The sequence below is a fragment of the Ensifer sp. ENS11 genome, from assembly GCF_014851895.1.
Lineage (GTDB): Bacteria > Pseudomonadota > Alphaproteobacteria > Rhizobiales > Rhizobiaceae > Ensifer > Ensifer canadensis.
In genome coordinates, this window is the sequence record NZ_JACVAN010000001.1 from 779,590 (window position 1) to 803,809 (window position 24,220).

At 63.2% G+C, this 24,220-nt stretch carries 21 protein-coding genes; 16 read left to right on the top strand and 5 right to left on the bottom strand.

Annotated features, from left to right (window positions below; all coding sequences use genetic code 11):
• The first annotated feature begins 139 nt into the window (after positions 1 to 139).
• The 5 genes from IB264_RS03675 to IB264_RS03695 all read left to right on the top strand — a co-directional run bounded on the left by IB264_RS03675 (position 140) and on the right by IB264_RS03695 (position 6,472).
• Complete coding sequence (locus tag IB264_RS03675; RefSeq protein ID WP_025426058.1) at positions 140 to 988, top strand: TIGR01459 family HAD-type hydrolase; 849 nt, start codon at positions 140 to 142, stop codon at positions 986 to 988.
• 13 nt (positions 989 to 1,001) lie between these two features.
• Positions 1,002 to 1,985, top strand: a complete 984-nt coding sequence (locus tag IB264_RS03680; protein ID WP_025426059.1) for a bifunctional riboflavin kinase/FAD synthetase — start codon at positions 1,002 to 1,004, stop codon at positions 1,983 to 1,985.
• Between the two features lie 345 nt (positions 1,986 to 2,330).
• A complete protein-coding gene (ileS, locus tag IB264_RS03685; RefSeq protein WP_025426060.1) occupies positions 2,331 to 5,240 on the top strand; it encodes an isoleucine--tRNA ligase in 2,910 nt (969 codons plus the stop codon).
• 128 nt (positions 5,241 to 5,368) lie between these two features.
• Positions 5,369 to 5,989 carry a hypothetical protein gene (locus IB264_RS03690; protein ID WP_025426061.1) on the top strand — a complete coding sequence of 207 codons (621 nt, stop codon included), beginning with the start codon at positions 5,369 to 5,371 and terminating at the stop codon, positions 5,987 to 5,989.
• Between the two features lie 3 nt (positions 5,990 to 5,992).
• Complete coding sequence (locus tag IB264_RS03695; RefSeq protein WP_025426062.1) at positions 5,993 to 6,472, top strand: GNAT family N-acetyltransferase; 480 nt, start codon at positions 5,993 to 5,995, stop codon at positions 6,470 to 6,472.
• Positions 6,473 to 6,484: 12 nt separating this feature from the next.
• On the opposite strand, the gene IB264_RS03700 is transcribed toward IB264_RS03695, so the two are convergent.
• Positions 6,485 to 6,934 (bottom strand): nucleoside deaminase, encoded by a 450-nt coding sequence (locus IB264_RS03700; RefSeq protein WP_025426063.1) that lies wholly within the window; start codon positions 6,932 to 6,934, stop codon positions 6,485 to 6,487.
• Positions 6,935 to 7,007: 73 nt separating this feature from the next.
• On the opposite strand from IB264_RS03700, the gene IB264_RS03705 reads away from it, so the two are divergent.
• Genes IB264_RS03705 through IB264_RS03715 form a run of 3 tightly spaced genes read left to right on the top strand, consistent with a single transcriptional unit; the run spans position 7,008 to position 10,528 of the window.
• Complete coding sequence (locus tag IB264_RS03705) at positions 7,008 to 9,017, top strand: pseudouridine synthase (RefSeq protein ID WP_025426064.1); 2,010 nt, start codon at positions 7,008 to 7,010, stop codon at positions 9,015 to 9,017.
• Positions 9,018 to 9,023: 6 nt separating this feature from the next.
• The gene (gene rsmD, locus IB264_RS03710; protein ID WP_025426065.1) at positions 9,024 to 9,584 is read left to right on the top strand and encodes a 16S rRNA (guanine(966)-N(2))-methyltransferase RsmD; all 561 of its coding nucleotides are present in this window, start codon (positions 9,024 to 9,026) and stop codon (positions 9,582 to 9,584) included.
• 59 nt (positions 9,585 to 9,643) lie between these two features.
• On the top strand, positions 9,644 to 10,528 hold the full coding sequence (locus tag IB264_RS03715; protein WP_025426066.1) for a patatin-like phospholipase family protein: 885 nt from the start codon (positions 9,644 to 9,646) through the stop codon (positions 10,526 to 10,528).
• 114 nt (positions 10,529 to 10,642) lie between these two features.
• Here the strand turns inward: IB264_RS03715 and IB264_RS03720 are convergent, their stop codons facing one another.
• Complete coding sequence (locus IB264_RS03720) at positions 10,643 to 12,478, bottom strand: monovalent cation:proton antiporter-2 (CPA2) family protein (protein ID WP_025426067.1); 1,836 nt, start codon at positions 12,476 to 12,478, stop codon at positions 10,643 to 10,645.
• 161 nt (positions 12,479 to 12,639) lie between these two features.
• Between IB264_RS03720 and IB264_RS03725 the strand changes: the two genes are divergently transcribed.
• The 5 genes from IB264_RS03725 to IB264_RS03745 all read left to right on the top strand — a co-directional run bounded on the left by IB264_RS03725 (position 12,640) and on the right by IB264_RS03745 (position 17,292).
• Positions 12,640 to 13,986: a TldD/PmbA family protein gene (locus tag IB264_RS03725; protein ID WP_025426068.1), complete on the top strand. Its 1,347-nt coding sequence runs from the start codon at positions 12,640 to 12,642 to the stop codon at positions 13,984 to 13,986.
• Positions 13,987 to 14,047: 61 nt separating this feature from the next.
• Complete coding sequence (locus IB264_RS03730; RefSeq protein WP_025426069.1) at positions 14,048 to 14,863, top strand: 3'(2'),5'-bisphosphate nucleotidase CysQ; 816 nt, start codon at positions 14,048 to 14,050, stop codon at positions 14,861 to 14,863.
• 57 nt (positions 14,864 to 14,920) lie between these two features.
• Complete coding sequence (locus IB264_RS03735; RefSeq protein ID WP_025426070.1) at positions 14,921 to 15,157, top strand: DUF4170 domain-containing protein; 237 nt, start codon at positions 14,921 to 14,923, stop codon at positions 15,155 to 15,157.
• Between the two features lie 91 nt (positions 15,158 to 15,248).
• A complete protein-coding gene (waaA, locus tag IB264_RS03740; RefSeq protein WP_025426071.1) occupies positions 15,249 to 16,562 on the top strand; it encodes a lipid IV(A) 3-deoxy-D-manno-octulosonic acid transferase in 1,314 nt (437 codons plus the stop codon).
• Positions 16,563 to 16,587: 25 nt separating this feature from the next.
• Positions 16,588 to 17,292, top strand: coding sequence for an HAD family hydrolase (locus tag IB264_RS03745; RefSeq protein WP_025426072.1), 705 nt, complete (start codon positions 16,588 to 16,590; stop codon positions 17,290 to 17,292).
• A gap of 55 nt (positions 17,293 to 17,347) precedes the next feature.
• Here IB264_RS03745 and IB264_RS03750 read toward each other — a convergent pair whose 3' ends face one another.
• Positions 17,348 to 17,845, bottom strand: a complete 498-nt coding sequence (locus IB264_RS03750; protein ID WP_192433181.1) for a DUF2938 domain-containing protein — start codon at positions 17,843 to 17,845, stop codon at positions 17,348 to 17,350.
• 143 nt (positions 17,846 to 17,988) lie between these two features.
• Here IB264_RS03750 and IB264_RS03755 point away from each other — a divergent pair, with 143 nt between their 5' ends.
• Positions 17,989 to 18,654, top strand: a complete 666-nt coding sequence (locus IB264_RS03755) for a metalloregulator ArsR/SmtB family transcription factor (protein ID WP_038575925.1) — start codon at positions 17,989 to 17,991, stop codon at positions 18,652 to 18,654.
• Between the two features lie 160 nt (positions 18,655 to 18,814).
• Positions 18,815 to 19,855 (top strand): tetraacyldisaccharide 4'-kinase, encoded by a 1,041-nt coding sequence (gene lpxK, locus IB264_RS03760; protein WP_025426075.1) that lies wholly within the window; start codon positions 18,815 to 18,817, stop codon positions 19,853 to 19,855.
• 70 nt (positions 19,856 to 19,925) lie between these two features.
• Here lpxK and IB264_RS03765 read toward each other — a convergent pair whose 3' ends face one another.
• Positions 19,926 to 20,159 (bottom strand): DUF2093 domain-containing protein, encoded by a 234-nt coding sequence (locus IB264_RS03765; RefSeq protein ID WP_025426076.1) that lies wholly within the window; start codon positions 20,157 to 20,159, stop codon positions 19,926 to 19,928.
• Positions 20,160 to 20,256: 97 nt separating this feature from the next.
• Positions 20,257 to 22,065 carry a DNA mismatch repair endonuclease MutL gene (gene mutL / locus IB264_RS03770; RefSeq protein ID WP_025426077.1) on the bottom strand — a complete coding sequence of 603 codons (1,809 nt, stop codon included), beginning with the start codon at positions 22,063 to 22,065 and terminating at the stop codon, positions 20,257 to 20,259.
• 308 nt (positions 22,066 to 22,373) lie between these two features.
• On the opposite strand from mutL, the gene IB264_RS03775 reads away from it, so the two are divergent.
• Positions 22,374 to 24,098, top strand: coding sequence for a response regulator (locus tag IB264_RS03775; protein WP_025426078.1), 1,725 nt, complete (start codon positions 22,374 to 22,376; stop codon positions 24,096 to 24,098).
• The last annotated feature ends 122 nt before the right edge of the window (positions 24,099 to 24,220 follow it).

Genomic DNA, 24,220 nt, shown 5'->3' on the forward strand with positions numbered 1-24,220 from the left:
CCCGTGGACCGTCTCCTCGGCATGAGGGAGGGGCGGGCGCCGAATCCTTGGGAATGGCGGCGATTTTCTAGGCGCGAGGCTTGTATTCTCGGCCCTTCCTTGCCATGCAAGCCGGAAACCGAGTTTGCAGGAAGCCCGCATGGCCGCAAGGATCAACAGTTTTCGGGAAATCGCAGGGCGCTATGACGTCGTGCTCTGTGACGTCTGGGGTGTTCTCCACAACGGCGTTCAGGCGTTTGCGTCGGCCTGCGAGGCCCTGGCGGAAGCGCGTGCAGCAGGGCTTACGGTTGTCCTCATCACCAATTCTCCCCGGCCAAGCCCCAGCGTCAAGGTACAGATCCGCGGGCTGGGCGTTCCCGATGAAGCCTATGATCGCATCGTCACGTCGGGCGATGTGACCCGCACCTTGATCGCCGCAGCCGACAAGAAGATTTTCTTCATCGGCGCCGAACGCGATCTGCCGTTGCTCGAAGGGCTCGGCACCGAGATCGTCTCGTCGGAAGATGCAGAGACCGTCGTCTGCGCCGGCTTCTACGACGATGAAACCGAAACGCCGGAGCACTATCGCGCGACGCTGACCGGACTTGCCAAGCGCAAGATCCCGTTCATCTGCGCCAATCCGGACCTGGTGGTCGAGCGCGGCCACCGGCTGATCCCCTGTGCCGGCGCCATCGCCAAGCTTTACGAGGAGCTCGGCGGCGAAGCCCGGATCGCCGGAAAGCCCTATATCTCCATCTACCGTGCCGCGCTGACGGAAGCCAAGGCCGTTCGCGGTCCACTCGATCTGTCGCGTGTCATCGCCGTCGGCGACGGTATGCCGACCGATGTCAAGGGCGCCCAGGATGCCGGCTTCGATCTGCTTTACATCAGTGCCGGTATTCACGCGCAAGAATACATGAACGAAAGCCGCACCGACGAGGCGAAGCTTACTGCCTTCCTGAGGAAGGAAGGTGCTTCGCCGAAGTGGTGGATGCCCAGGCTCGCCTGACGGGAAGATCGAGATGACGGTTTTTCATCGCAACGAAACCCGCGACCCGCTGCCCGAGCGTCTGCGTGGCGGCGTTGTCGCCATCGGCAATTTCGACGGTGTTCACCGCGGCCACCAATCCGTGCTGGAGCGAGCGCTGGAAGAAGCCGCGGCACGCGGCGTTCCCGCACTGGTGTTGACCTTCGAGCCGCATCCGCGCACGGTCTTTCGGCCAGACACGCCGGTCTTCCGGCTGACGCCCGCACCGCTGAAAGCCCGTATCCTCGAAGGCATGGGGTTTGGCGCCGTCATCGAATACCCGTTCGATCGCACCTTCTCCGAACTTTCCGCGTCCGATTTCATCCATCGGGTGCTCCTGGAGTGGCTGCATGCCTCGCATGTGGTCACCGGGTTCGATTTCCATTTCGGCAAGGGGCGCGAAGGCGGTCCCGCCTTTCTGATGGCGGCGGGCGGCGAAAACGGCTTCGGCGTCACCCTGGTCGACGCCTTCCGCGATGAGAATGCCTCGGTGATCTCCTCGAGCTTCATTCGCTCGCTGCTCGGCCAGGGCGACGTTTCTCACGCGGCCGGCTTGCTCGGCTATCGCTACACGGTCGAGGCCGAAGTAATCGACGGCAAAAAACTCGGGCGGACCCTCGGCTATCCCACGGCCAACATGCGTCTACCGCCCGAGGTCGAACTTAGAACCGGCATCTATGCCGTGCGCTTCCGCCGGGCTGACGGCTCGCTCTATGATGGCGTTGCCAGCTTTGGCCGGCGTCCGACCGTCGACAGCGACGGCGAGGCGTTGCTTGAAACCTTCGTCTTCGATTTTTCCGGCGATCTCTACGGCGAGGTCTGTTCGGTTTCGTTCTTCGGCCACCTGCGCGACGAGCTGAAGTTCGACGGGCTCGACCCGCTGGTGGCGCAGATCCGAAAGGACGAAGACGAGGCGAGGGCGTTGCTCTCCGGCGTCACGCCCTTGAGCGATATCGATCGCCGGATCAACTTCGCCTAAAGAAATCCGTCGCGCCGAAGCGGCGGACCTTTTCAAAAGGCCGAAAACGCCTTAAACAACCGGCCACCATGACCCGGCACCGTCGACTGACCATCGATCAGCGAATTATTGGCCCGGCTTTCCGCGCGCACTAGGCCGCCGGAAGGTCCGGGATTTCGGCGTTTCCAACGCCTCAGTCATCTCTGGAGCGCCGCGCGTCTCTTGGACACGCTAAGGTAGCTCGAACACTTTGAAGCTGCGCATGATCCTTTTCCGAAAATCGATCCCGATTTCAGGGTTATGCGCCGGATACCGAACCCTTTCGCATGCGCGATGATCCGCGCGGAAAAGACGATTGCAAAGACCATGACAGATACCGCTGAGAAGATCGACTATTCCTCCACCCTCTATCTGCCGCAGACGGAGTTTCCGATGCGTGCCGGCCTGCCGCAGAAGGAGCCCGAAACGGTTTCCCGCTGGCAGAAGATGGGTCTCTACAAGAAGCTGCGTGCCTCGGCCGCCGGTCGCGAGAAATTCGTGCTGCATGACGGCCCTCCCTACGCCAACGGCAACATCCATATCGGCCATGCGCTGAACAAGATCCTCAAGGACGTCATCAACCGCTCGTTCCAGATGCGCGGCTTCGACGCCAACTACGTGCCGGGCTGGGATTGCCACGGCCTGCCGATCGAATGGAAGATCGAGGAGAAGTATCGCGAGAAGGGCCAGAACAAGGACGAGGTCCCGGTTAACGAGTTCCGCAAGGAATGCCGCGACTTCGCTGCGGGCTGGATCCAGATCCAGGCGGAAGAGTTCAAGCGCCTCGGCATTGAGGGCGACTTCGACAACCCCTATACGACGATGAACTTCCACGCCGAAGCCCGCATCGCCGGCGAACTGATGAAAATCGCCAAGATGGGGCAGCTCTATCGCGGCTCCAAGCCGGTGATGTGGTCGGTCGTCGAGCGCACGGCGCTGGCCGAAGCCGAAGTCGAATATGCCGACGTCGAAAGCGACATGATCTGGGTGAAGTTCCCGGTCACCGAAGGCTCGGCAGATCTTGCAGGCACCTTCGTCGTGATCTGGACGACCACACCCTGGACGATCCCCGGCAACCGCGCCATCGCCTTCTCCTCGCGTTACGCCTATGGTCTCTACGAGGTTGCGACTGCAGAGAACGATTTCGGTCCGCAGCCCGGCGAAAAGCTGATCTTCGCCAAACGTCTGGCAGACGAGTCCGCCGCCAAGGCGAAGCTCACCTTCAATTTCGTCCGCGACATCGAGGGCGCTGAACTGGCCGCCGTCACCTGCGCCCATCCGCTGCATGGGCTGGGTGGCGGTTACGCGTTCAAGGTGCCGTTGCTCGATGGCGACCATGTCACCGACGACGCCGGCACCGGCTTCGTGCACACGGCGCCGAGCCACGGCCGCGAGGACTTTGACGCCTGGATGGACAATGCCCGCGCGCTTGAAGCCCGCGGCATCTCCTCGGCAATTCCGTTCACCGTCGACGACGCCGGTTATTTCACCGCCGACGCCCATGGCTTCGGCCCGGACGCCGAAGGTGGCGCCGGCCGCGTGCTCGACGACAAGGGCAAGAAGGGCGATGCCAATGATCGCGTCATCAAGGCGCTGATCGCCCGTCACGCGCTGTTTGCCCGCGGCCGTCTGAAGCATTCCTATCCGCATTCCTGGCGTTCCAAGAAGCCGGTGATCTTCCGCAACACGCCGCAGTGGTTCGTCTACATGGACAAGGGCTTCGGCGACGGCACGACGCTGCGCTCGCGCGCCCTGTCGGCCATCGACGATACCCGCTTCGTCCCCGGCGCCGGCCAGAACCGCCTGCGTGCGATGATCGAGGGACGTCCGGACTGGGTGCTCTCGCGCCAGCGTGCCTGGGGCGTTCCGATCGCGATCTTTGCCGACGAGCAGGGCGAGATCCTTGTCGATGAGGCCGTCAACGCCCGCATTCTCGAAGCCTTCGAGCAGGAAGGCGCCGATGCCTGGTTCGCCGAAGGTGCCAAGGATCGCTTCCTCGGTAATGACCACGACCACGAGAAGTGGCACCAGGTCATGGACATTCTCGACGTCTGGTTCGATTCAGGCTCGACGCATACCTTCACGCTCGAAGATCGTCCGGATCTGAAGTGGCCGGCTGACGTCTATCTCGAAGGCTCCGACCAGCACCGCGGCTGGTTCCATTCGTCGCTGCTCGAATCCTGCGCAACGCGCGGCCGTGCGCCCTACAACGCCGTTGTCACTCATGGTTTCACCATGGATGAGAAGGGCGAGAAGATGTCGAAGTCGAAGGGCAACACCGTCACGCCGCAGGAAGTGATGAAGGATGCCGGCGCCGACATCCTGCGCCTCTGGGTGATGACGACGGACTATTGGGAAGATCAGCGCCTCGGCAAGACGATCATCCAGACCAACATCGACGCCTATCGCAAGCTGCGCAATACCATCCGCTGGATGCTGGGCACGCTGGCGCACGACAAGGGCGAGGAAGTCGCCCACGCCGAGCTGCCCGAGCTGGAAAAACTGATGCTGCATCGCCTGGCCGAACTCGACCAGGTCGTTCGTGAAGGTTATGACGCGTTCGACTTCAAGAGGATCGCCCGCGCTCTGATCGATTTCTCGAACGTCGAACTCTCCGCGTTCTATTTCGACGTGCGCAAGGATGCGCTCTATTGCGACGCACCGTCGAGCCTTCGTCGCCGGTCGGCGCTTGCGGTGATCCGCAAGCTGTTCGATTGCCTGGTGCTGTGGCTCGCGCCGATGCTGCCCTTCACCTGCGAAGAAGCATGGCTGTCGCGCAAGCCTGACGCTGTCTCGGTCCATCTCGAGCAGTTCCCGGCGATCCCGGCGGAATGGAAGAACGACGCCCTCGAGGCGAAGTGGGAAAAGATCCGCGCGGTGCGCACGGTCGTGACCGGGGCGCTTGAAATCGAGCGTCGCGAGAAGCGTATCGGCTCGTCGCTGGAGGCGGCTCCCGTCGTCTACATCGCCGATCCGGAGCTGTTGAAGGCGCTCGAAGGCGAAGACTTCGCCGAGATCTGCATCACGTCGGCGATCACCGTCGAGGCGGGCGAGGGCCCTGCCGACGCCTTCCGTCTGCCTGAGGTCGCCAAGGTTGGCGTCGTTCCGGAGGCCGCCGTTGGCCGCAAGTGCGCCCGCTCCTGGCGGATCACGACCGATGTCGGTTCGGATGCACTCTACCCTGAGGTGTCTGCCCGCGATGCCGCCGCCCTGCGGGAACTTGGCTTCAAGGCTTAAGGGATCATTTACCGGATGAATTGCGCTTACCGCATTCATCCGGTAAAACCTGCCCGAAATTTGGCGGATTTATCCGCCATGGCGCTGAGTGGCCGCGCACGTGACGGTGGCCGGCTAGAAGGAATTTCATGGAAATGACGCGAGAGTTGCGACTGTTTGCTAGCGTTGCCGCCATTATGACGAGCGGCCTGGTACTTTCCGGCTGCATCGGCGGTCCGACCTACGGCACCGACAAATCGGCTGGCGAGCAGTTGATCGACGATCTCGGAAGCGCTGTGAGCTTTACCCCGACGAAGCGTGATCCGGTCAAGTACCAGCCGCGCCCCGGCCTGGTGCTGCCGCCTACCGGCCAGCAGACCGCCCTCGTGGAGCCGCAGAAGTCGCTCGCCAGTCGCGAAGCCAATCCGGAGTGGGTCGAATCTCCGGAAGAGGCGCGCAACCGTCTGCGCGAAGAAGCCGACGCCAACAAGGACAACCCAAACTACGTCTCGCCACTCGCAAAGGCCAGCGCCAATGGCCGCCGCCTTTCGGCCAAGGAGCAGCAGCAAGCCTATCGCGACGCGCGCAAGATCGAGATGGGTGCCTACGCCGACAAGCGCCGCTTCCTGAGCGATCCGCCGCTCGAATACCGCCGCCTTCCGGAAGCTTCGGAAGCCGACCTTGGTGAGCCGGAAAAGCTCAAGGAGCGCCGCCGCAAGAAGGAAGCGCAGATCAAGAATTCCGGCAGCAAGTGGTACTGGCCCTTTTAAACCATGACGATCAGCATTCGCGACGCGCGACCGGAAGACGCGGAAACCATCCTGCGCTTCATCACAGAACTGGCCACCTACGAGAAGGCGCCCGACGAAGTCGAGGCGACGGTCGAGCAGTTGCAGGCCTCGCTCTTTGGCCCGGATGCGCTCACCCGTGCGGTGATCTGCGAGAAGGACGGAAAGCCGGCTGGCTTTGCCATGTGGTTCTACAACTACTCCACCTGGCAGGCGCGCAAGGGGCTTTATCTCGAAGACCTCTACGTAACGCCGGATTGCCGCGGCTCCGGCGCGGGCAAGATGCTGTTGAAGCATCTCGCCAAGATCGCCGTCGAGGAAGGCTGTGGTCGTTTCGAATGGAGCGTGCTCGATTGGAACGAGCCGGCAATCCGCGTTTACGAAGCCGTCGGCGCCGAACCGATGTCGGAGTGGACGCGCTACCGGCTTGCGGGTGCGGCGCTAGAGTCTTTCGCAGCCGGCTGAGAGTTCGCTCACTTAGCGTTTCCCGGCAAAAAAATCCCTGAGAATGTCAGCGGCTTCGCGCTCGGCAAGCCCGGAATAGACATCGGGCACGTGGTGGCATGTCGGCGAGCCGTAAAAGCGCACGCCGCTATCGACCGCGCCACCCTTGGGGTCTTCGGCGCCGTAGTAGAGGCGACGGATGCGGGCAAAGGAAATCGCTGCCGCGCACATGGTGCAGGGCTCCAGGGTGACATAGAGGTCGGCGCCCGTCAGCCGTTCGTCGTTGAGCACCATGGACGCTTCGCGGATCGCAACGACCTCGGCATGGGCGGTGATATCGTTGAGTTCGCGGGTTCGGTTTCCGGCGCGCGCGATGATCTCGCCGTTGAAAACGACGACGGCGCCGATCGGCACCTCGCCACGTTGGCCCGCCTTTTTGGCCTCTTCGAGGGCCGCATCCATGAAGCGTGTCGTATCAGCCATCGCTCAAACAATAATTTCTCTTAACCCACGGGCTCCGACCTGATAGGACAGCCGCAAAAGGCAGGCAACACAAATGACATCCAAAGACAAGCCCACGCGGCCTGGCGGCAAGCCCGCTGGCCGGGACAAGAAACCTCAATTCGCTGGCAAGAAGGCGGCAGCGCCTGAAGCCGGTGCCTCGCGGCCGCCCAAGGCAGGCCCGAAGCCCGCCGCCGCAAGCAGCGACGAGCCGCAGCGCATCTCCAAAATCCTGGCGCGCGCCGGCGTTGCCTCGCGCCGCGATATCGAACGCATGATCATGGAAGGTCGGGTGAAGCTCAACGGCGTCATTCTCGACACGCCTGTTGTCAACGCGACACTGGCCGACAGCATCGAAGTCGACGGAAATCCGATCCGCGGCATCGAGCGCACCCGTCTGTGGCTCTACCACAAGCCGGCCGGACTGGTGACCACCAATGCCGACCCGGAGGGCCGCCCGACGGTCTTTGACAACCTGCCGGACGAGCTGCCGCGCGTTCTATCGATCGGCCGCCTCGACATCAACACCGAAGGCCTGCTGCTTTTGACCAACGACGGCGGGCTTGCCCGCGTGCTCGAACTTCCGTCGACCGGCTGGCTGCGCCGCTACCGCGTGCGCGCCCATGGCGAAATCGACCAGGACGAACTGGACAAGCTGAAGGACGGCATTGCCGTCGACGGCGTGCTTTACGGCGGCATCGAAGCGACGCTCGACCGTGTGCAGGGTTCGAACGTCTGGATCACGATGGGTCTGCGCGAAGGCAAGAACCGTGAGATCAAGAACGTGCTCGGCGCGCTCGGGCTCGACGTCAACCGCCTTATCCGTATCTCCTACGGCCCGTTCCAGCTCGGCGAATTGCCGGAAGGCCATGTGCAGGAAATCCGTGGCCGGACGCTGCGCGACCAGCTCGGCCCGCGCCTGATCGAAGACGCCAAGGCGAACTTCGACGCGCCGCTCTACAACGATCAGTCGGCAACCCTTCCTGGCGAAGCGCCGGAAGGCGAAGCCTCCGACACCCGCAAGCCCGAGCGTGCCAACCGCTGGGAAAAGCCGGAAGACAAGCGCGAGCGCGCGCTTTCCCGTCTTGATACCCGTCGTGACGACCGCCGCGACGGTGGCCGTGGCAAGGATGGGCCGCGTGGTAAGGAAGGTCCCCGCGGCAAGGGTGGCCCCCGCGAAGAGCGCGGCGACGCCAAGTTCGAGGATCGGCCGAAGCGCACGCCGGCGCAACGCGCCCGCACGGCCAATGTGTGGATGGCGCCCGGTGCGCGTCCGCTGGCCGAGAAGAAGCCGAAGTCCGCTGAAGGCGATGCCTCGGCAACGCCGGCCCGTCGCGAGCGCCCGGATGGCGCTCCGAAGACCAAACGCTACGGCCGCACGAAGGATGGATTTGCGACGAAGTCATCCGGCAAGTTCGATCCCGACCGCAAGGGCGGTGCGCCCAGGGACTTCGACCGTCCGGCTTCCGCCGCACCGGTCAAGCGCCGGGATGAAGAGGGCGAATGGATCAGCGCCAGCGAACCCGCACGCCGCGGCAAGGATGAAGGCCGTGATGGCGGCTTCGGCCGGCGCAAGTCGGGCGATGCCGGAGACCGCAGGTCGCGCGATCACGGTGATCGTCCCCCGCGTCGCGAAGGCGGCGATCGGCCGGCCCGTTCAGAAGGAGGACCGCGCAGCTTCTCCGACAAGCCGCGGTTCCCGCGCGCTGAAGGCGACCGGCCTGCACGTCGCGAAGATGGCGACCGCCCACGTGGCGATCGGCCTGCCCGCGCCGAAGGTGGTCCGCGCAGCTATTCCGACAAGCCGAGAACCCCGCGCGCCGAGGGCGATCGTCCGCCACGCCGCGAAGGCGGTGACCGCCCGTTCGGCGATAAGCCTCGCGGTAAGTCCTTCGGTGGCAAGCCATCCGGCGGCAAATCCTTTGGTGAACGCTCGGGTGGTCCGCGTGGCGGCAAGCCCGGTGGCGGAAAACCGGCTGGCGGCGGCGGCAGGCCCGGTGGTGGCGGCCGTCCCGGTGGCGGTGGGCGCCCGGCCGGCGGCAAGCCGCGCGGCAGAGGAAACTAAGCGGTCGTGCGCATTGTCGGCGGAGAGTTCCGTGGCCGCAGTCTGGCTACGCCCAAGTCGAATGATATCCGTCCGACCACCGACCGGACGCGCGAAAGCCTGTTCAACATCCTGAGCCATTCGTATCCGGAGGCTCTCGATGGCACCCGGGTGCTGGATCTTTTTGCCGGCACCGGAGCCGTGGGCCTCGAGGCCCTGTCGCGGGGGTGCCGTCAGGCACTCTTCGTCGAACAGGGCGTCGAGGGCAGGGGTCTCCTGCAGAACAATATCGAGGCGTTCGGCCTGCAAGGTCGCGCCAAGGTCTTCCGCAGGGATGCGACCAGCCTCGGTTCCGTCGGCACGATGGAGCCGTTCCACCTGGTCTTTGCAGATCCACCCTACGCGATGGGATTGGGAGAGAAGGCGTTGGCGTCGGCGGCTCTCGGCAATTGGCTGGTTCCGAATGCCCTTGTCGTGCTGGAGGAGCGTGCCGACGTTCAGCCTGCGCCAACAGCCGTTTTCGAGCGGCTGGACGTCAGGGTGTTCGGCGATACACGCATGCATTTCTACCGCTTCCGTGGCGTCTGACGTCACACTTTTGATTCGCTTGCAAAGTTAGACTGCCGGCTGAACTGAGGTGCAGGTCGATGAAGCAGGACGTTTCCACCGCGGATATTTCGCCGGTCAGCGCGAGCGAACCGTCGGTCGCGCTGGCGCTTGGCGGCGGCGGTGCCCGCGGGCTCGCCCATATCCATGTCATCGAGGCTTTCGACGAGTTGGGCATTCGCCCTGTTGTCATCGCCGGCTCGTCGATCGGCGCCATCATGGGCGCCGGTATGGCGGCGGGCCTCAGCGGCAAGGAAATCCGGGAACACACGCTTGCGACGGTTGGCCACCGCCGCGAGGTCGTCAATCGCCTGTGGCAGTTGCGACCGGCTAGCTGGTCGGAAGCGATGACCAACGGCTTTCGTTTCGGTCAGTTCAACATCGAGCGCGTCTTGAAGGCGTTCCTGCCCGAAGCCATCCCCGCGACGTTTTCAGAACTGGATATTCCGCTCAAAGTTGTCGTTACCGACTACTATGGCCAGACCGAGCACATCTGCGCGACAGGCGACCTGCAGAAGGCGCTGGCGGCGTCCGCAGCCCTGCCTGCGGTCTTCATGCCGGTCAAGATCGACGGCCGGGTGATGATCGATGGCGGCATCTACAATCCCATCCCCTTCGATCATCTTCGCGGCCTTGCTGAGATCGTCGTCGGCGTCGATGTCGTCGGCGGCCCGGACGGTGATGGCGAGACGATCCCCAGCCGCATCGACAGCCTGTTCGGCGCCAGCCAGCTGATGATGCAGTCGATCATCGCCATGAAACTGAAGGAAGGTGCGCCGGATATCCTGCTGCGGCCGGATGTCGGCCGCTATCGGGTGATGGATTTTCTGCGCGCAAAGGAAGTCCTGGCGGCGACCGCCGGCATCAAGGATCAGTTCAAGCGGACGCTTGAGGAGCGAATGAAGGTGGCCGGCGTCTCCGGATAAGGCTGTCGGCCGGTCGCCGTTTCTGTTAGAGCGACAGAGCCGCAGAAACGCTCTATCTCCCTATTTTAACACATTGCCTGACGGAAAACCGCTTCGCCTTTTCCTGGAAATGTTCTAGGCGCTTTCCCGCTCGTCAGCCGGCAATCCCGGCAGGATGCTCTCGCCCGTTTCCGAGGAATGATCGACGTCGCGCTTGGGCTTGACCAGCGGCTCGGGACGCACGGGCTGCGAATGCAGCATGTCGCGCCCGGCGGTGATGCCCTCTGCCTCCTGCAGCACCAGGCGGGCCTCGTCGCGCTTGCGGATATCGTCCATGATGGCGAGCGCCTCTTCGTTGCCGACGCCCAGCGCCTCCAGCGTCTTTCGACCGAAGAGCAGGCCGGACTCGAAGGTTTCGCGCAGCTCGTAGTCGACGCCCTTCGCCCTCAGTTCGAGCGTATGCAGCCGGTCGTAGGATCGCGCGAAGATACGGGCGTCCGGATATTCGGCCTGAACCAGATCGACGATCCGGTCGGTCGTTTCCTTCTTTTGCGTGCAGATGGCGATGAGCTTCGCCCGCTCGATGCCGGCGGCACGCAGCACGTCGAGCCGGTTGCCGTCGCCGAAGTAGATCCGGAAGCCGAAGGTCGCCGCCTGGCGAACACGCGCGGCCGAGTGGTCGATGATCGTCACGTCGCGACCGCCGGCAAGCAGGATCTGCGCGGCGATCTGGCCGAAACGCGAAAAGCCGATCATCAGCACGTCGGCATCAGCACCTTCGAAGTCCTCCTCCATTTCGTCGGCCATCTCGTCCTGTTCGCGCATGAGGCGCGGGGCGAGCATGGAGGCGATCGGGGTCAGCGCCATCGAAAGCGTAACGATGGCGACGAGCAGCGATGCGCTGCCCGGCGAGAAGACGCCAGCGACCGCTCCAGCAGTAAACAGGACGAAGCCGAATTCGCCGCCTTGCGGCAAGAGCAAGCTGACGCGCACCGCATCGTTGTGATGCGAGGCGGCCAGGCGGCAGAGCCAGTAGAGGATGAAGCTCTTCACCAGCATCAGCAGAGGTACGGCAACAATGATCACCAGGTAATTGTCGATGATCACGTCAAGTTGCAGCGACAGGCCCACGGCCATGAAGAACAGGGCTTGCAGGATGCCGCGAAAGGGCTCGATATCGGCCTCAAGTTCATGGCGATAGGAGGATTCTGCCAGGAGCACGCCGGCAAGGAAGGCGCCCATGGCCATGGAAAGGCCGGCCATCTGCATCAGCGTTGCCGCTCCCATGACCACCAGCAGGGCGGCGGCAATCATCACGTCGCGCGCGCCGGTTCGGGCGATGATCTGGAACAGTGGGTTGAGTAGATAGCGGCCTGCGGCCACAAGGACCGCAACCGCTGTGATGGCGATGGCAAAGTCTTCGAGTGGCGGCGTCGTATCCTCCGGCGCTTGCGCCGCCAGAAGCGGGATCAGCGCAAGCAGCGGGACAATCGCCAGATCCTGCAGCAGAAGGATCGAGAAGGCGCGTTGGCCGAAGCGCGTATTGCGGTCGTTGCCCTCATCGAGAATCTGCATGGCAAAGGCCGTGGACGACAGCGCTAAGCCGAAGCCGGCGACGATGCTTCCGGCATGATCGAGCAGTCCGGTCAGGGCGATCCCGTAGGACAGGACCACACCGGTGATGAGGACTTGCGCCGTGCCGAGACCGAAGATGTCGCGCCGCAGCTGCCAAAGCCGCGACGGCTTCAGTTCCAGCCCGATGATGAAGAGCAGGAAGACGACGCCGAGTTCGGAACCGTGCAGGATCTCTTCGCCATCGGTGATGCTCTGGGCAACCGGGCCGATCAGGATCCCGGCCGCGAGATAGCCGAGGATCGTGCCAAGCCCGAGACGCTTGAACAGTGGCGCCGCGATGACTGCGCCCCCGAGCAATATCAACGCCTGGGAGTAGATGATCGGGGTCGTCGTCATGCTGATTGCTTTCGATATGGCCTCGTCCTGCCCAGGCAGGCAGAGGTTTCGGCGGGAGTGTCATTGCAGTGTATGGGGCAGTGTATGGGCGGGAATCATGCCAATGCCCTTGATGCATGCTTCAGTGCACAATAAATGGGGCAGGAATGAAAGGCCACATCATGTCAGAAACGATCGATTCCGCCTCCCTCGAAAAACGCGCCGCCGAACTGGTGGATCTTGCCCGCAAGGCAGGTGCCGACGCCGCTGACGCCGTCGTCGTTCGCGGGCGCTCCCGTTCCGTCTCGGTTCGCCTCGGCAAGGTCGAAGCAACCGAAGCATCCGAAAGCGACGACTTCTCGCTGCGCGTCTTTGTCGGCAACCGCGTCGCCAGCGTTTCGGCCAATCCCGGGTTCGACCTGAAGGTGCTCGCCGAGCGGGCCGTGGCGATGGCCAAGGCATCGCCCGAAGATCCCTTCGCTTCGCTTGCCGATCCGGACCGGCTGGCGAAATGCTACCCGGATCTCGAGCTTTTCGACGATCGCGAAGTTTCGACGGACGCCCTGACCGAGGCGGCACTCGCCGCGGAAGAGGCTGCCCTTGCGGTGTCTGGTGTCACCAACTCCAGCGGCGCAGGTGCCTCCGCCGGCATGGGCGGGCTCGTGCTCGTGACCTCGCATGGTTTCTCCGGCTCCTACATGGCGACCCGCTTCGGCCGTTCGGTGAGCGCGATTGCCGGCGAAGGCACGAAGATGGAGCGCGACTACGACTACGACAGCCGCATCTACTTCGACGAATTGCGTGCTGCCGAAGAAATCGGCCGGCTTGCGGGCGAGCGTGCCGTCGCGCGGATCAACCCCCGCCAGGTGCCGACTGCCAGGAATGTCACTGTTGTTTTCGATCCGCGCATGGCGCGCGGCTTCGTCGGGCATATCGCCGGCGCCATCAACGGCGCATCCGTCGCGCGCAAGACCAGTTTCCTGCGCGATATGATGGGCAAGCAGGTCATGAAGGCCGGCCTGTCGGTGACGGACGACCCCTTGATCGTCCGTGGCTCCTCTTCGCGTCCGTTCGACGGCGAAGGCGTCAGCGGCTCCAAGCTGACGATGGTCGAGGATGGCGTGCTGAACCATTGGTTTCTGTCGACCTCCGCGGCGCGCGAACTCGGTCTTGAGACCAACGGCCGCGGCGTGCGCGGCGGCCCGACGGTCAATCCGGCTTCCACCAACCTGGCGCTCGAACCGGGTTCGGTTTCACGCGAAGACCTGATCCGCAGTGTCGGAACCGGCTTCTACGTGACCGAGCTGATCGGCCAGGGCGTCAATATGGTGACCGGCGAATATAGCCGCGGCGCCTCAGGCTTCTGGATCGAGAACGGTGAGCTGACTTTTGCCGTGTCCGAGGTCACGATCGCGTCCAACCTCAAGCAGATGTTCATGGCGATCACGCCGGCCGACGACATCGACAGGAAGTTCGGCGTTGCCGCACCGACACTCGCCATCGAAGGCATGACGCTCGCCGGCCTCTGAGCTGCTGACGTCGATGCCATGACAAAAACGTTCGGCCGTATGCCGACGCATAAGGATTTGAATGTCAGACAAAGCACCATCGATCGCGACGTGGAAGGAGGATCTGGATCTGATCCTTTCCGCCGCGATCGCCGCCGGCGAAACGGCTTTGACTTACTTTCGGAACGAGCCCGATGTGCGCTGGAAAAACGAGGGGCGTTCGCCGGTCAGCGAGGCCGATATCGCCGCCAACGACATCCTTAGGGACCGCCTGCTGGGCGCCCGGCCGCACTACGGCTGGCTGTCGGAAGAGACGGACGACGATGAGAGCCGTCTCACCCGCGAAACGGTCTTCGTCATCGACCCGATCGACGGTACCCGCGCCTTCATCGCCGGCAAGGATCTCTGGTGCGTCAGCGTCGCTGTCGTCCACCGTGGCCTGCCGGTTGCCGGTGTGCTCTATGCGCCGGCGCTCGACGAGCTGTTTCAGGCAACCGTGGATGGTCCGGCGCTGAAGAACGGTGCGGGCATTCGCGTGCGCGACGTCCACGATGGCGAAGCGCTGCATGTGGCGGTCGCCGAAGACGTCGTCTCGGCCCTAGCACCGTCCTATCGCAACGGCATCGTGCGGGTACCGCATGTGCCTTCGCTCGCCTACAGGCTGGCAATGGTTGCGGACGGGCGGATCGACGGCACGGTGGTCAAGAAGAACTCACATGACTGGGATCTCGCCGCCGCCGACCTCATCCTCGAAAGGGCGGGCGGGGCGCTCAATACGCTTGAATCTCGGGCCCTGTCCTACAATCGCCCCAATGTCGTTCATGGGCTTCTTTGCGCGGCGTCGAAGGCGACGTTGCCGGGATTGCTTGCTGCCTCAAGGACCCTTGAGGGCCATTGACCTTTCTGGCCGAATGCCGCAAACCAACGCCCATACCCTAAAAAAAATGGAACTCCAATGGCTCACGACTCCGAGAAGAAACAACGTCTGCATTTGGTCTTTGGTGGTGAACTGACCACTCTCACCGATGTTCATTTCCGTGACCTGGACAAGCTCGATATCGTCGGCATTTATCCTGACTACGAAAGCGCCCACATTGCCTGGAAGTCGAAGGCCCATATGACCGTCGACAACGCCCATATGCGTTATTTCATCGTTCACATGCATCGCCTGCTCGATCCGGAAAACGATTGATGCCGATGCCTTGGGCATGCGTGGCGCGTTCCCGCGCGCGCGCTGCGTCTGACCTTCGCCCGAGCTTTCCATTGGGCTGGGGATTGAGGCCATGAGCAGCTTTCGCGCCCGGCTGGCGCTCTCCAGCTATCGCTGGATTGGTTCGGCGATCTATCCGTTCGTGTGGTCCTATCTTGCCCTGCGCGCTGCGAAGGGCAAGGAGGACCCGGCGCGCCGCCGCGAGCGTTACGGCCATGCCAGCGTGCCGCGTCCGCAAGGTCCGCTCGTCTGGTTCCACGCTGCAAGCGTCGGAGAGACCAATGCGGTCATCCCGCTGATCAAGGAAATCCATCGCCGCGGTATCAATGTCGTGCTGACGACCGGCACGAAGACGTCGGCGCGGGTCGCGGCTGGGCGTCTGGGCGAGGCGGTCATTCACCAATACGTGCCGCTCGATTTCAAGCCGGCGGTCAATCGTTTCCTCGAATACTGGCAGCCGGATCTGGCCATCATCGCCGAATCCGAGATCTGGCCGATGACCATCCTGGAACTTGGGCGACGCCATATCCCGCAGGTTCTGGTCAACGGCCGCCTGTCCGACCGCACATTCGCCCGCTGGAAGAAACGGCCGGCGCTCGCCGATGCACTGTTTGAGAACCTCGCGCTCGTCATCGCCCAATCGGATGTCGATGCCGAGCGGTTTCGCACGCTCGGTGCTCTGCCGGTAATGGTATCGGGTAACCTGAAGGTCGATACCGACGCGCCGCCGCACGACCCGCAGGCGTTGAAGGAATATCGCCAGCAGATCGGCACGCGCAAAACCTGGGCGGCGATCTCGACCTTCGACGGCGAGGAAAATGCTGCCGGCGTCGTGCATCGTGCCCTCAAGGAGCGCACCGGTCTGTTGACCATCGTCGTGCCGCGGCACCCCGAGCGCAGCGATGCGATCGAGGCGGCGCTAACGGCCAAGGGGCTGAAAGTTGCGCGTCGCACCCGTCGCGATCCGCTGACATCAGACGTCGATATTTTCCTTGGCGACACGATCGGCGAGATGGGGCTCTATCTGCGCCTGACCGAGGTGGCCTTTGTCGGACGCTCGCTGTTTGCCGAAGGCGGGCAGAATCCGCTGGAGCCGGCAATGCTCGGCTGCGCCGTTCTTTCGGGTGGCAACGTCCAGAATTTCCGCGAGACCTACCAGATGCTCGCCAAGAACGGCAGCGCCAAGATCGTCCGCGATACCGAGATGCTGGCAAAGGGCGTCAACTACCTGCTCGCCAACGACGACATGCGTCGTTCGATGATCGATGCCGGCCTCGAAACCGTGCAAGAGATGCGCGGAGCGCTGTCGGCGACGATGAAGGGGCTCGAGCCCTATATCAATCCGCTCGTCGTCAAGGCGCGGCTCGAACCGCGCAACGACATCTGACCACACCGGGAGACGCAAGATCACCATGAGCGCACCGACAGCCATCGCCGGTATCCTGTTCGACAAGGACGGAACGCTGCTCGACTACGCCAAGAGCTGGGTGCCGGTGAACTACGAACTGGCGAAGATCGCAGCCAAGGGCGACGAGGGCCTGGCCCGCACCCTGCTCAAGGCCGGCGGCATGGATCCGGACACCGGCCATGTGTTGCCCGACAGCCTGCTTGCCGCCGGCAACACCGTCGAGATCTCGACCGGGTTCGTCACCGCCGGTGCGCCGTTTACCGTGGAAGCGTTGACGACGCTGCTTGACGGGTTGTTTGCCCGTTCTGCCGAGTACGCGGTACCGGTCACCGACCTCGGGTCGTTCTTCGCCGGTCTGCATGCCAAGGGCTATCGCCTGGGTGTCGCATCCAGCGACAACGAGCGCTCGATCCGCGAAACCGCCAGACGCTTTGGTTTCGACGGCTATCTGCATTACGTCGCCGGCTACGACAGCGGCTACGGTGTCAAGCCCGAGCCCGGCATGGTGCTCGGCTTCTGTGCCGCGACGGGGCTTGATCCGCAGCAGGTCGTGGTCGTCGGCGACAACAATCACGACATGCACATGGGCCGCAACGCCGGCGTCGGCATGACCGTCGCAGTGCTGACGGGCACCGGCTCGCGCCAATCGCTCGCCGATGCCTCTGACCATTGCCTGGCTGATATCACCGAGCTTGAAGCCGTTCTCTAGGTTTTGCCGAGCTGTATTTCCTTCGTTGCCGCTCTCACGAGTTTCAAGCATGGTCCTATGATCGCCAGAGGACCGATAAAGTCAACGCCGAGAGATAGAGCCCGAAGCCGAATGCCGCATGTGCGAGCAGGCTGCGCAGGCGGGCAATGTTGGGGCTCGGCGTTTTCGAGGCCGCGATGCCCGCGCCCATACCCGGCTGCATCAGGAAGAACGGTGCGACCACGGTCGCGAGGCCGACAATGAGTGCCGGGACAAGCGTCGGCCGCTCCGCCCAGTCAGTCCCCCAGATCAGCAACAGAAGTCCGGCGAAGACTACGCCGATCGCATAATGTGCAGTCCAGCCGATCAGCCGCTCGCTACGGACGGGTGCCGCTGCTGCGATACGCTGGTGCAGGAAGCGGCCCTGCGGAAAATGTCCGATCCAGCGGCCCACCATGCCGTAGTCCAGGGAAGGTATGCCGAGCAAACGTTTCACCGCCACCGCCCAGAGATCCATGACCGCAGTCGCACCGATCCCGATCAGGATGGCCTGCAACACCAGATCCTTTTCCATATTCGTATCCTCTCACATCATCTTCATGGCCGCTGCATCGACAGATCGCGCACATGCGGGCGTTCGATCTGTCATCTGACAAGTCAAAGCATCATTCAATTGAGTAATTGAATGAGTCATGGAGAAATGCTAGGCTTCTGTCAATGACCGACCTTCAACTCCATATCTTCGAGGAATTTGCCGAGCTTGCCCGCACGCTTGCGAGCCCCCAGCGCCTGCTCCTGCTCGAGCATATCGCCCAGGGCGAGCGCTCGGTGGAGCGTCTTGCTGAGCTCGCCGGCCTGAGCATCGCCAACGCGTCGCAGCATCTGCAGCAGTTGCGCCGCGCCGGTTTTGTCGAGACCCGGCGGGATGGCAAGCGCGTGCTTTATCGGCTGGGTGCCGGCCCGGTGATCGGCCTGCTCTCGGCCCTGCGTCAATATGCCGAGCACAATCGCGCTCAGATCCGCGAACTCGTCGCCGATCGCCTCGACCGACCGGACCGCCTCGAGGCGATTTCGCGCGAAGAGTTGCTGCTGCGGATGCGGGGAGGGGACGTCACGCTGCTGGATGTGCGGCCGCAGGACGAATTTTTGTCGGGTCATCTTCCCGGTGCGATCAATATTCCGATTGCGGAACTCGAACGACGCCTTGCCGAACTGCCTGAAGGAGGCGAGATCGTCGCCTATTGCCGCGGGCCTTACTGCGCCTTGTCGTTTGACGCGGTGAGGGTTCTGCAAGGCAACGGCTTTACCGTCCGCCGGCTTGAGAGCGGGTTCCCGGATTGGAAAGCAGCCGGCCTTGCTGTGGAAAGCCGGGACCTCAGCTAGACGACAAGTCTGACGCAACAGGCATTGTCTTGTGCCGCTTGCCTTTTTCCGCGTTCTGACGTTTTTTGTCGGCAGTTACGCCGTCGCCGGTTTTGGCCAGCGGCAGCCAAGATGTGCATCGTCCTTCCCGGAAGGACCAGACGGGGCCACGGAAACAAAGATGGTATCGGAAGCGCCGCCGTTCTGGTGGACAAAGGCGGATTGGCGTGCGCGGGCTTTGTGGCCGTTTTCCTGGATCTATGGACGTATCGCCGGCCTGCGCATGGACCGCGCTCGCCGAGCGTCCGTTCCGGTCCCGATCATCTGCATCGGCAATTTCACGGTCGGCGGCGCCGGCAAGACGCCGACGGCGATCGCGCTTGCGCGCGCCGTCAGGGCCAAAGGCCTGAAGCCGGGTTTCCTCAGCCGCGGCTATGGCGGTTCGCTTGATGTGACGACGATCGTCGAGCCTGAACACCACAGGGCACGCGATGTTGGCGACGAGCCGTTGTTGCTGGCGCGCGAGGCGCTGACGGTTGTGTGCCGTCGCCGCGTCGATGGTGCCCGCCGGCTGGTGGCCGAAGGCGTCGATATCATCATCATGGACGATGGTTTCCAGAGCGCGCGGCTGGCCTTCGATTTTGCGCTGCTCGTCATCGATTCCCGCCGCGGCATCGGCAACGGTTACCTCGTGCCGTCAGGCCCGGTGCGCGCGCCGATTTCCAATCAGTTGCGCCATGCGACCGCGCTGTTGAAGATCGGCAACGGCGCCGAGGCGGATGCCTTGATCCGTCGCGCCGCCCGGGCCGGCAAGCAGGTCTACCAGGCGGAGGTCGTGCGGCTCGACGACGGCTCGCTGAACGGCGTGAGAGTGTTGGCCTGGGCCGGTATCGCCGACCCGGAAAAATTCTATCGCACCGTACGGGAAACCGGCGCCGTCATCGAGGAAACCCGCAGCTTCCCCGACCATCATCATTTCTCAGAGGACGAGATATCGGACCTTCTCGACCGGGCCGCAGCACTCGGCTGCACGCTCGTGACCACGGCCAAGGACATGGTTCGCCTGGAGCCCGGCCACGGCCGGGCAGCGGAACTGGCTCGGGCAAGCCGGGTGATCGAAATCGACGTGCACTTCGACGATCCGTCGGCACCGGCAAAGATCGTGACAACCGCGCTGTCGGCCGCGCGCACCCGCAAGCTGCGGGAAGCGGAACAGAAGTAAGGCTGGATTTGGCCGTTAGAGCGTTTTTGTCGCCAGCGGAGCCATGGGAAGGCCCTCCTGACGGAAAACGTTAGCGGCGCTGGTTCGGCAGGGCGCCTGCGCGCTTTTCCGCTTCGAGCGAGGCTTCCGCGTCGACATAGGGCTGCTGACGGGCAACGCTCCAGTAGCGCAGTTCGTCCACGGGAATGGTCTTGCCCGTCATCGCGCAGATGACATGCGAGCCAGCAAGGACGATCTGAAAGTCGCCGTCGAGATAACGGACCTTCGCTTCGCGCGAGGCGCTTCCTTCAAACCGGTTCATCATTTTCTGGGCCTGTTCCGTCTTCGTGGTCTGCTGTCTGATCTAGCCCGACGCCCGGTAAAATGCCAGTGCATTTCGCCGCGCCGGACCGCTCCCGGCATCAGCTCCTGCCGAACAGTCGCTCGATGTCGGAGAGCTTCAGCTCGATATAGGTCGGCCGGCCGTGATTGCATTGGCCAGAGCCCGGCGTTGCTTCCATCTGGCGCAACAGTGCGTTCATTTCCTCAGTCCGCATGCGGCGGCCGGAGCGGACGGATCCATGGCAGGCCATGGTCGCGGCGAGATATTCAAGCCGGCTGGCGAGCCCGTTGGCCGTGTCCCATTCGGCAATCTCGTCGGCGAGCTGGCGCACGAGGCCGGCGGCATCCATCTCGCCCAGCATGGCCGGCGTTTCCCGCACTGCGATGGCGCCAGGTCCGAAGCGCTCGATGCCGAGGCCGAGGCGACCCAGTTCTTCCGCATGCGTCATCAGCCGGTCGCAATCGTCTTCGGAAAGATCGACGATTTCCGGGATCAGCAGCGCCTGGGCGGCGACAGGCTTCGAATGCAGCGCCGTTCGCATGGTTTCGAAGACGAGACGTTCGTGGGCGGCGTGCTGGTCGACGATGACAAGGCCGTCCTGCGTCTGCGCGACGATATAGTTTTCGTGAAGCTGGGCGCGCACGGCGCCGAGTGGAAACGATTGCGGCGCCAGCGCGTCCGCAACGGTCCGGTCAGGCTCTGCCAAAGGCGACGCCGTGCGGGCCGAGGGTGCGGAGAAGGCAGAAAAGCTTGCCTGCGGCGTCTCGGACAGGCCGCGCACGATGGTCTCGAAATGCGTCGGCCGGTAGGGCGAGGTTTCCGCGCTCCAGGGCTGACGCGGCCGGAACTGCTCGGCGCGGAACGCCTGCATCATTCCGCTCGCTCCGGTCGTCGATGCCCGGTCACCCTCGCGGGCCAGGGCCTCGCGGATGGCACCGATGATCAACCCGCGGATGAGGCCCGGATCGCGGAAGCGAACATCCGATTTCGCCGGATGCACGTTGACGTCGACGAGTGCCGGGTCGAGCGCGATCGACAGCACCGCCACGGGATAGCGGCCATGCGGGATCGTTTCGGAATAGGCTGCCCGAATGGCGGAAAGCAGTTGCTTGTCCTGAACCGGACGGCCGTTGACGAAAACATATTGCTGCAGCGAGTTGCCGCGGTTGTAGGTCGGCACCCCGGCAAAGCCGGTCAGCTGAATGTCCTCGCGCTCGGCATCGATCTCGATGGCGTTGTCGCGGAAATCCTTGCCGAGCACCTGCGCCATGCGGGCGAGCCGGTCGTCGCCCGTCGCCGGAAACTCCAGCGTCGTCCGGTCAGATCCCGACAGCACGAAACGCACCTTCGGAAAGGCGATCGCCATGCGACGCACCACATCCGAGATCGCCGAGGCCTCGGCCTTTTCCGACTTCATGAATTTGAGCCGGGCGGGGGTCGCAAAGAACAGGTCGCGGACTTCGACGACCGTGCCGGTATTGGCGGGCGACGGGCGGACGGGGTCCGTCCTGCCGCCGGCAATGGAAATGACGGCACCCTCGCTAGCGCCTGCCGTTCGAGTGGTGATCGAAAGCCGGGAGACCGATCCGATCGACGGCAGAGCCTCGCCGCGAAAGCCGAGTGTGCGGATATCGAACAGGTTGTCGTCGAGCTTCGACGTGCAGTGCCGCCTGACCGCCAGCTCCAGATCGGCCGGCTGCATGCCCGCGCCGTTGTCGGTGACGCGCAGCAACGTCTTGCCGCCACCGGCGGTGGCGATTTCGATCCGGGTCGCACCGGCATCGAGCGCGTTTTCGATCAGTTCCTTGGCGGCACTGGCCGGGCGTTCGATGACTTCGCCGGCGGCGATCTGATTGATGAGGGTCTCGGAGAGCTGCTTGATGGCCATGCTCTATTTTCCCGGATTCGGCGACGGAACGGAAGTGGAAATACAGCTCTGTCCCCGCCTCGTGCCTTCTATTATTGGGCTTTGGTTGTGCAACCCATTGGTGCACCAAAAAATGAGACGGAGATTTAATTGCCCCTTAATATTCTGCTGCGATTTTCCACAACAACCTGAATGATCACGGGTTTTGTCTTTGGAGCACCGCGGCGTTGCTGGACGTCGTGTCACCCCCGCTCGAAGAGACGCCTTCCAAGGCCATCCCAGCATGTCCCGAAATGAAACCGCCGCAGGGGGCGAGTGAGGACAGCGCAATGAACGATGGGGCGCCGAACGGCGCGGACATCAACAGGATCATTCTTGAGTCGAGCTGCGATGCGCTCGGCTCAGCGATGGTTGTCTGCGGCCGGGACGACACCATCCTCTTTGCCAGCCGCACCATGCTGCAGTACTTCCCCGTTCCCTCCGAGATGCTGTTGCCGGGAACGCGATTGCGCGATTTCCTCGGCGCCGTCTACGACACCGGAGTTCGCCCCGGCACAGTTCCCGAAAACAGCCGTCGTCGGACGAACCGCGAAGACTGGATTGCCGAGCATATGGCGCTGCACTGGCGCGAGCGCTACGAGAATGTCGAGCGCGCCGGCCGCACGCGCTGGGTTTCCATGCGCAAGCGTCGTCTTTCCAACGGTATCGGCATCCTTTCGATCACCGATGTCTCCGACCAGAGGAAGCGTGACGAGCAGTTGCAGACGGACCTCGAGCGGGTCGAACTGACCGAAGAGATCCTGGATGTCCAGCCCAATCCGATCTGCGTCAAGGATCGCAACCTCAACTACATCGCGGTCAACAAGGCGTTCTGCCTAATTCACGATCTCTCGCAGGACGCGATCCTCGGTCGTTCGGCCTGGGATCTGGTCGACAGCGAACTTGCCGAACGTTTCGAGCACTCCGATCGGCGCGTGCTTGAAACCGGCAAGCCGCATTCGGAAGCGGAACATATTGTCCGCGCTGATGGCAGCGACCTCTGGGTTCTCACCCGCAAGTATCGCGTTGGCATGCCAGGCCGCCATTTCGTCGTGACCTGCATGAGCGACGTGACGGATATCGCCGGCTGGTACAATGGCTCCGAGGATGGTTCCGCTCCCTCCGGCGGTCTCCAGATCAACGACTACAGCATTTTTGCGCCGGCCCAGAATTTCTACGATCCGTTCCGCGCGCTGAACGTACAGCAACTGGTCGAGGCGGGCTCGATGATCGAGACCCTTCCGGCGCGCGGTTTGCGCGTTCTGCTTGCCTCTGCCGATCGGCTGACGGAAGATCGGCTGGTTGCGCGTCTGCGCGGCTCGGGCCTTGAAGCCTGTGCGGTGCGCAACCTCGATGAGTTGACCGCCTTCGGCATGGCCGCCGAAAGCGCCGGCGTGAAGCTCGACATTCTGCTGCTGGATGGTGCTTTTCCGGATGGGCAGCATATTCCGGGGGCCTGGCGCAATTGCCCGGTCGTTACCGTCGAATCCGATCAGGATGCTGCCGCTGTTCTGACCGAGGTTTTCCGTGTTTGTGCCGAGCGCCCGCAGGCCTCGCCGCTCCTACAATCGGACTGGTCGATCTCGTTTGAGGACGAGGGCACAGCGTCCGTGCCGGTTTCACAGGTCGACGTCCTCGTTGCCGAAGACAACCAGATCAACCAGTTCGTCTTCACGCAGATCCTGGAAGGGCTCGGCGTCTCCCATCGCATTGCTGCCAACGGTCGCGAGGCCGTCGAACTCTGGCATGAGCTTCAGCCGGCACTGGTCCTCATGGATGTGTCCATGCCTGTCATGAACGGCTTCGATGCGACCGTTGCCATTCGAACAGCGGAAAAGGCGAGAAACGACAGAACGCCAATCATCGCCGTGACCGCTCAGGCCCTCGATATCGATCTGGAGCAGTGCAAGAGGTCGGGCATGGATGATCACATCATGAAGCCGGTTAGCCCCGACATGATCGAGGCCGTGCTGCGAAAATTCATGCCGGTAATGGCCATGCGAACGGCAGGTTGAACGGAATTCGTGTCAACTCGCTAGAATTGGGGATGTCGATGGCAGATCTTGGAGCGAGGCGATATCGGATTGTTAACCCCCGATTGCGATCTTCTGCACCGTATTGCCAAAAAGTGTAGAGC

What these genes read in the sequence shown, in the direction of transcription:
- IB264_RS03675 (WP_025426058.1), top strand. Translation starts at nt 140, where the DNA reads ATGGCCGCAAGGATCAACAGTTTTCGGGAAATCGCAGGGCGCTATGAC.
- IB264_RS03680 (WP_025426059.1), top strand. Translation starts at nt 1,002, where the DNA reads ATGACGGTTTTTCATCGCAACGAAACCCGCGACCCGCTGCCCGAGCGT.
- ileS (WP_025426060.1), top strand. Translation starts at nt 2,331, where the DNA reads ATGACAGATACCGCTGAGAAGATCGACTATTCCTCCACCCTCTATCTG.
- IB264_RS03690 (WP_025426061.1), top strand. Translation starts at nt 5,369, where the DNA reads ATGGAAATGACGCGAGAGTTGCGACTGTTTGCTAGCGTTGCCGCCATT.
- IB264_RS03695 (WP_025426062.1), top strand. Translation starts at nt 5,993, where the DNA reads ATGACGATCAGCATTCGCGACGCGCGACCGGAAGACGCGGAAACCATC.
- IB264_RS03700 (WP_025426063.1), bottom strand. Translation starts at nt 6,934, where the DNA reads ATGGCTGATACGACACGCTTCATGGATGCGGCCCTCGAAGAGGCCAAA.
- IB264_RS03705 (WP_025426064.1), top strand. Translation starts at nt 7,008, where the DNA reads ATGACATCCAAAGACAAGCCCACGCGGCCTGGCGGCAAGCCCGCTGGC.
- IB264_RS03715 (WP_025426066.1), top strand. Translation starts at nt 9,644, where the DNA reads ATGAAGCAGGACGTTTCCACCGCGGATATTTCGCCGGTCAGCGCGAGC.
- IB264_RS03720 (WP_025426067.1), bottom strand. Translation starts at nt 12,478, where the DNA reads ATGACGACGACCCCGATCATCTACTCCCAGGCGTTGATATTGCTCGGG.
- IB264_RS03725 (WP_025426068.1), top strand. Translation starts at nt 12,640, where the DNA reads ATGTCAGAAACGATCGATTCCGCCTCCCTCGAAAAACGCGCCGCCGAA.
- IB264_RS03730 (WP_025426069.1), top strand. Translation starts at nt 14,048, where the DNA reads ATGTCAGACAAAGCACCATCGATCGCGACGTGGAAGGAGGATCTGGAT.
- IB264_RS03735 (WP_025426070.1), top strand. Translation starts at nt 14,921, where the DNA reads ATGGCTCACGACTCCGAGAAGAAACAACGTCTGCATTTGGTCTTTGGT.
- waaA (WP_025426071.1), top strand. Translation starts at nt 15,249, where the DNA reads ATGAGCAGCTTTCGCGCCCGGCTGGCGCTCTCCAGCTATCGCTGGATT.
- IB264_RS03745 (WP_025426072.1), top strand. Translation starts at nt 16,588, where the DNA reads ATGAGCGCACCGACAGCCATCGCCGGTATCCTGTTCGACAAGGACGGA.
- IB264_RS03750 (WP_192433181.1), bottom strand. Translation starts at nt 17,845, where the DNA reads ATGGAAAAGGATCTGGTGTTGCAGGCCATCCTGATCGGGATCGGTGCG.
- IB264_RS03755 (WP_038575925.1), top strand. Translation starts at nt 17,989, where the DNA reads ATGACCGACCTTCAACTCCATATCTTCGAGGAATTTGCCGAGCTTGCC.
- lpxK (WP_025426075.1), top strand. Translation starts at nt 18,815, where the DNA reads ATGGTATCGGAAGCGCCGCCGTTCTGGTGGACAAAGGCGGATTGGCGT.
- IB264_RS03765 (WP_025426076.1), bottom strand. Translation starts at nt 20,159, where the DNA reads ATGATGAACCGGTTTGAAGGAAGCGCCTCGCGCGAAGCGAAGGTCCGT.
- mutL (WP_025426077.1), bottom strand. Translation starts at nt 22,065, where the DNA reads ATGGCCATCAAGCAGCTCTCCGAGACCCTCATCAATCAGATCGCCGCC.
- IB264_RS03775 (WP_025426078.1), top strand. Translation starts at nt 22,374, where the DNA reads ATGAACGATGGGGCGCCGAACGGCGCGGACATCAACAGGATCATTCTT.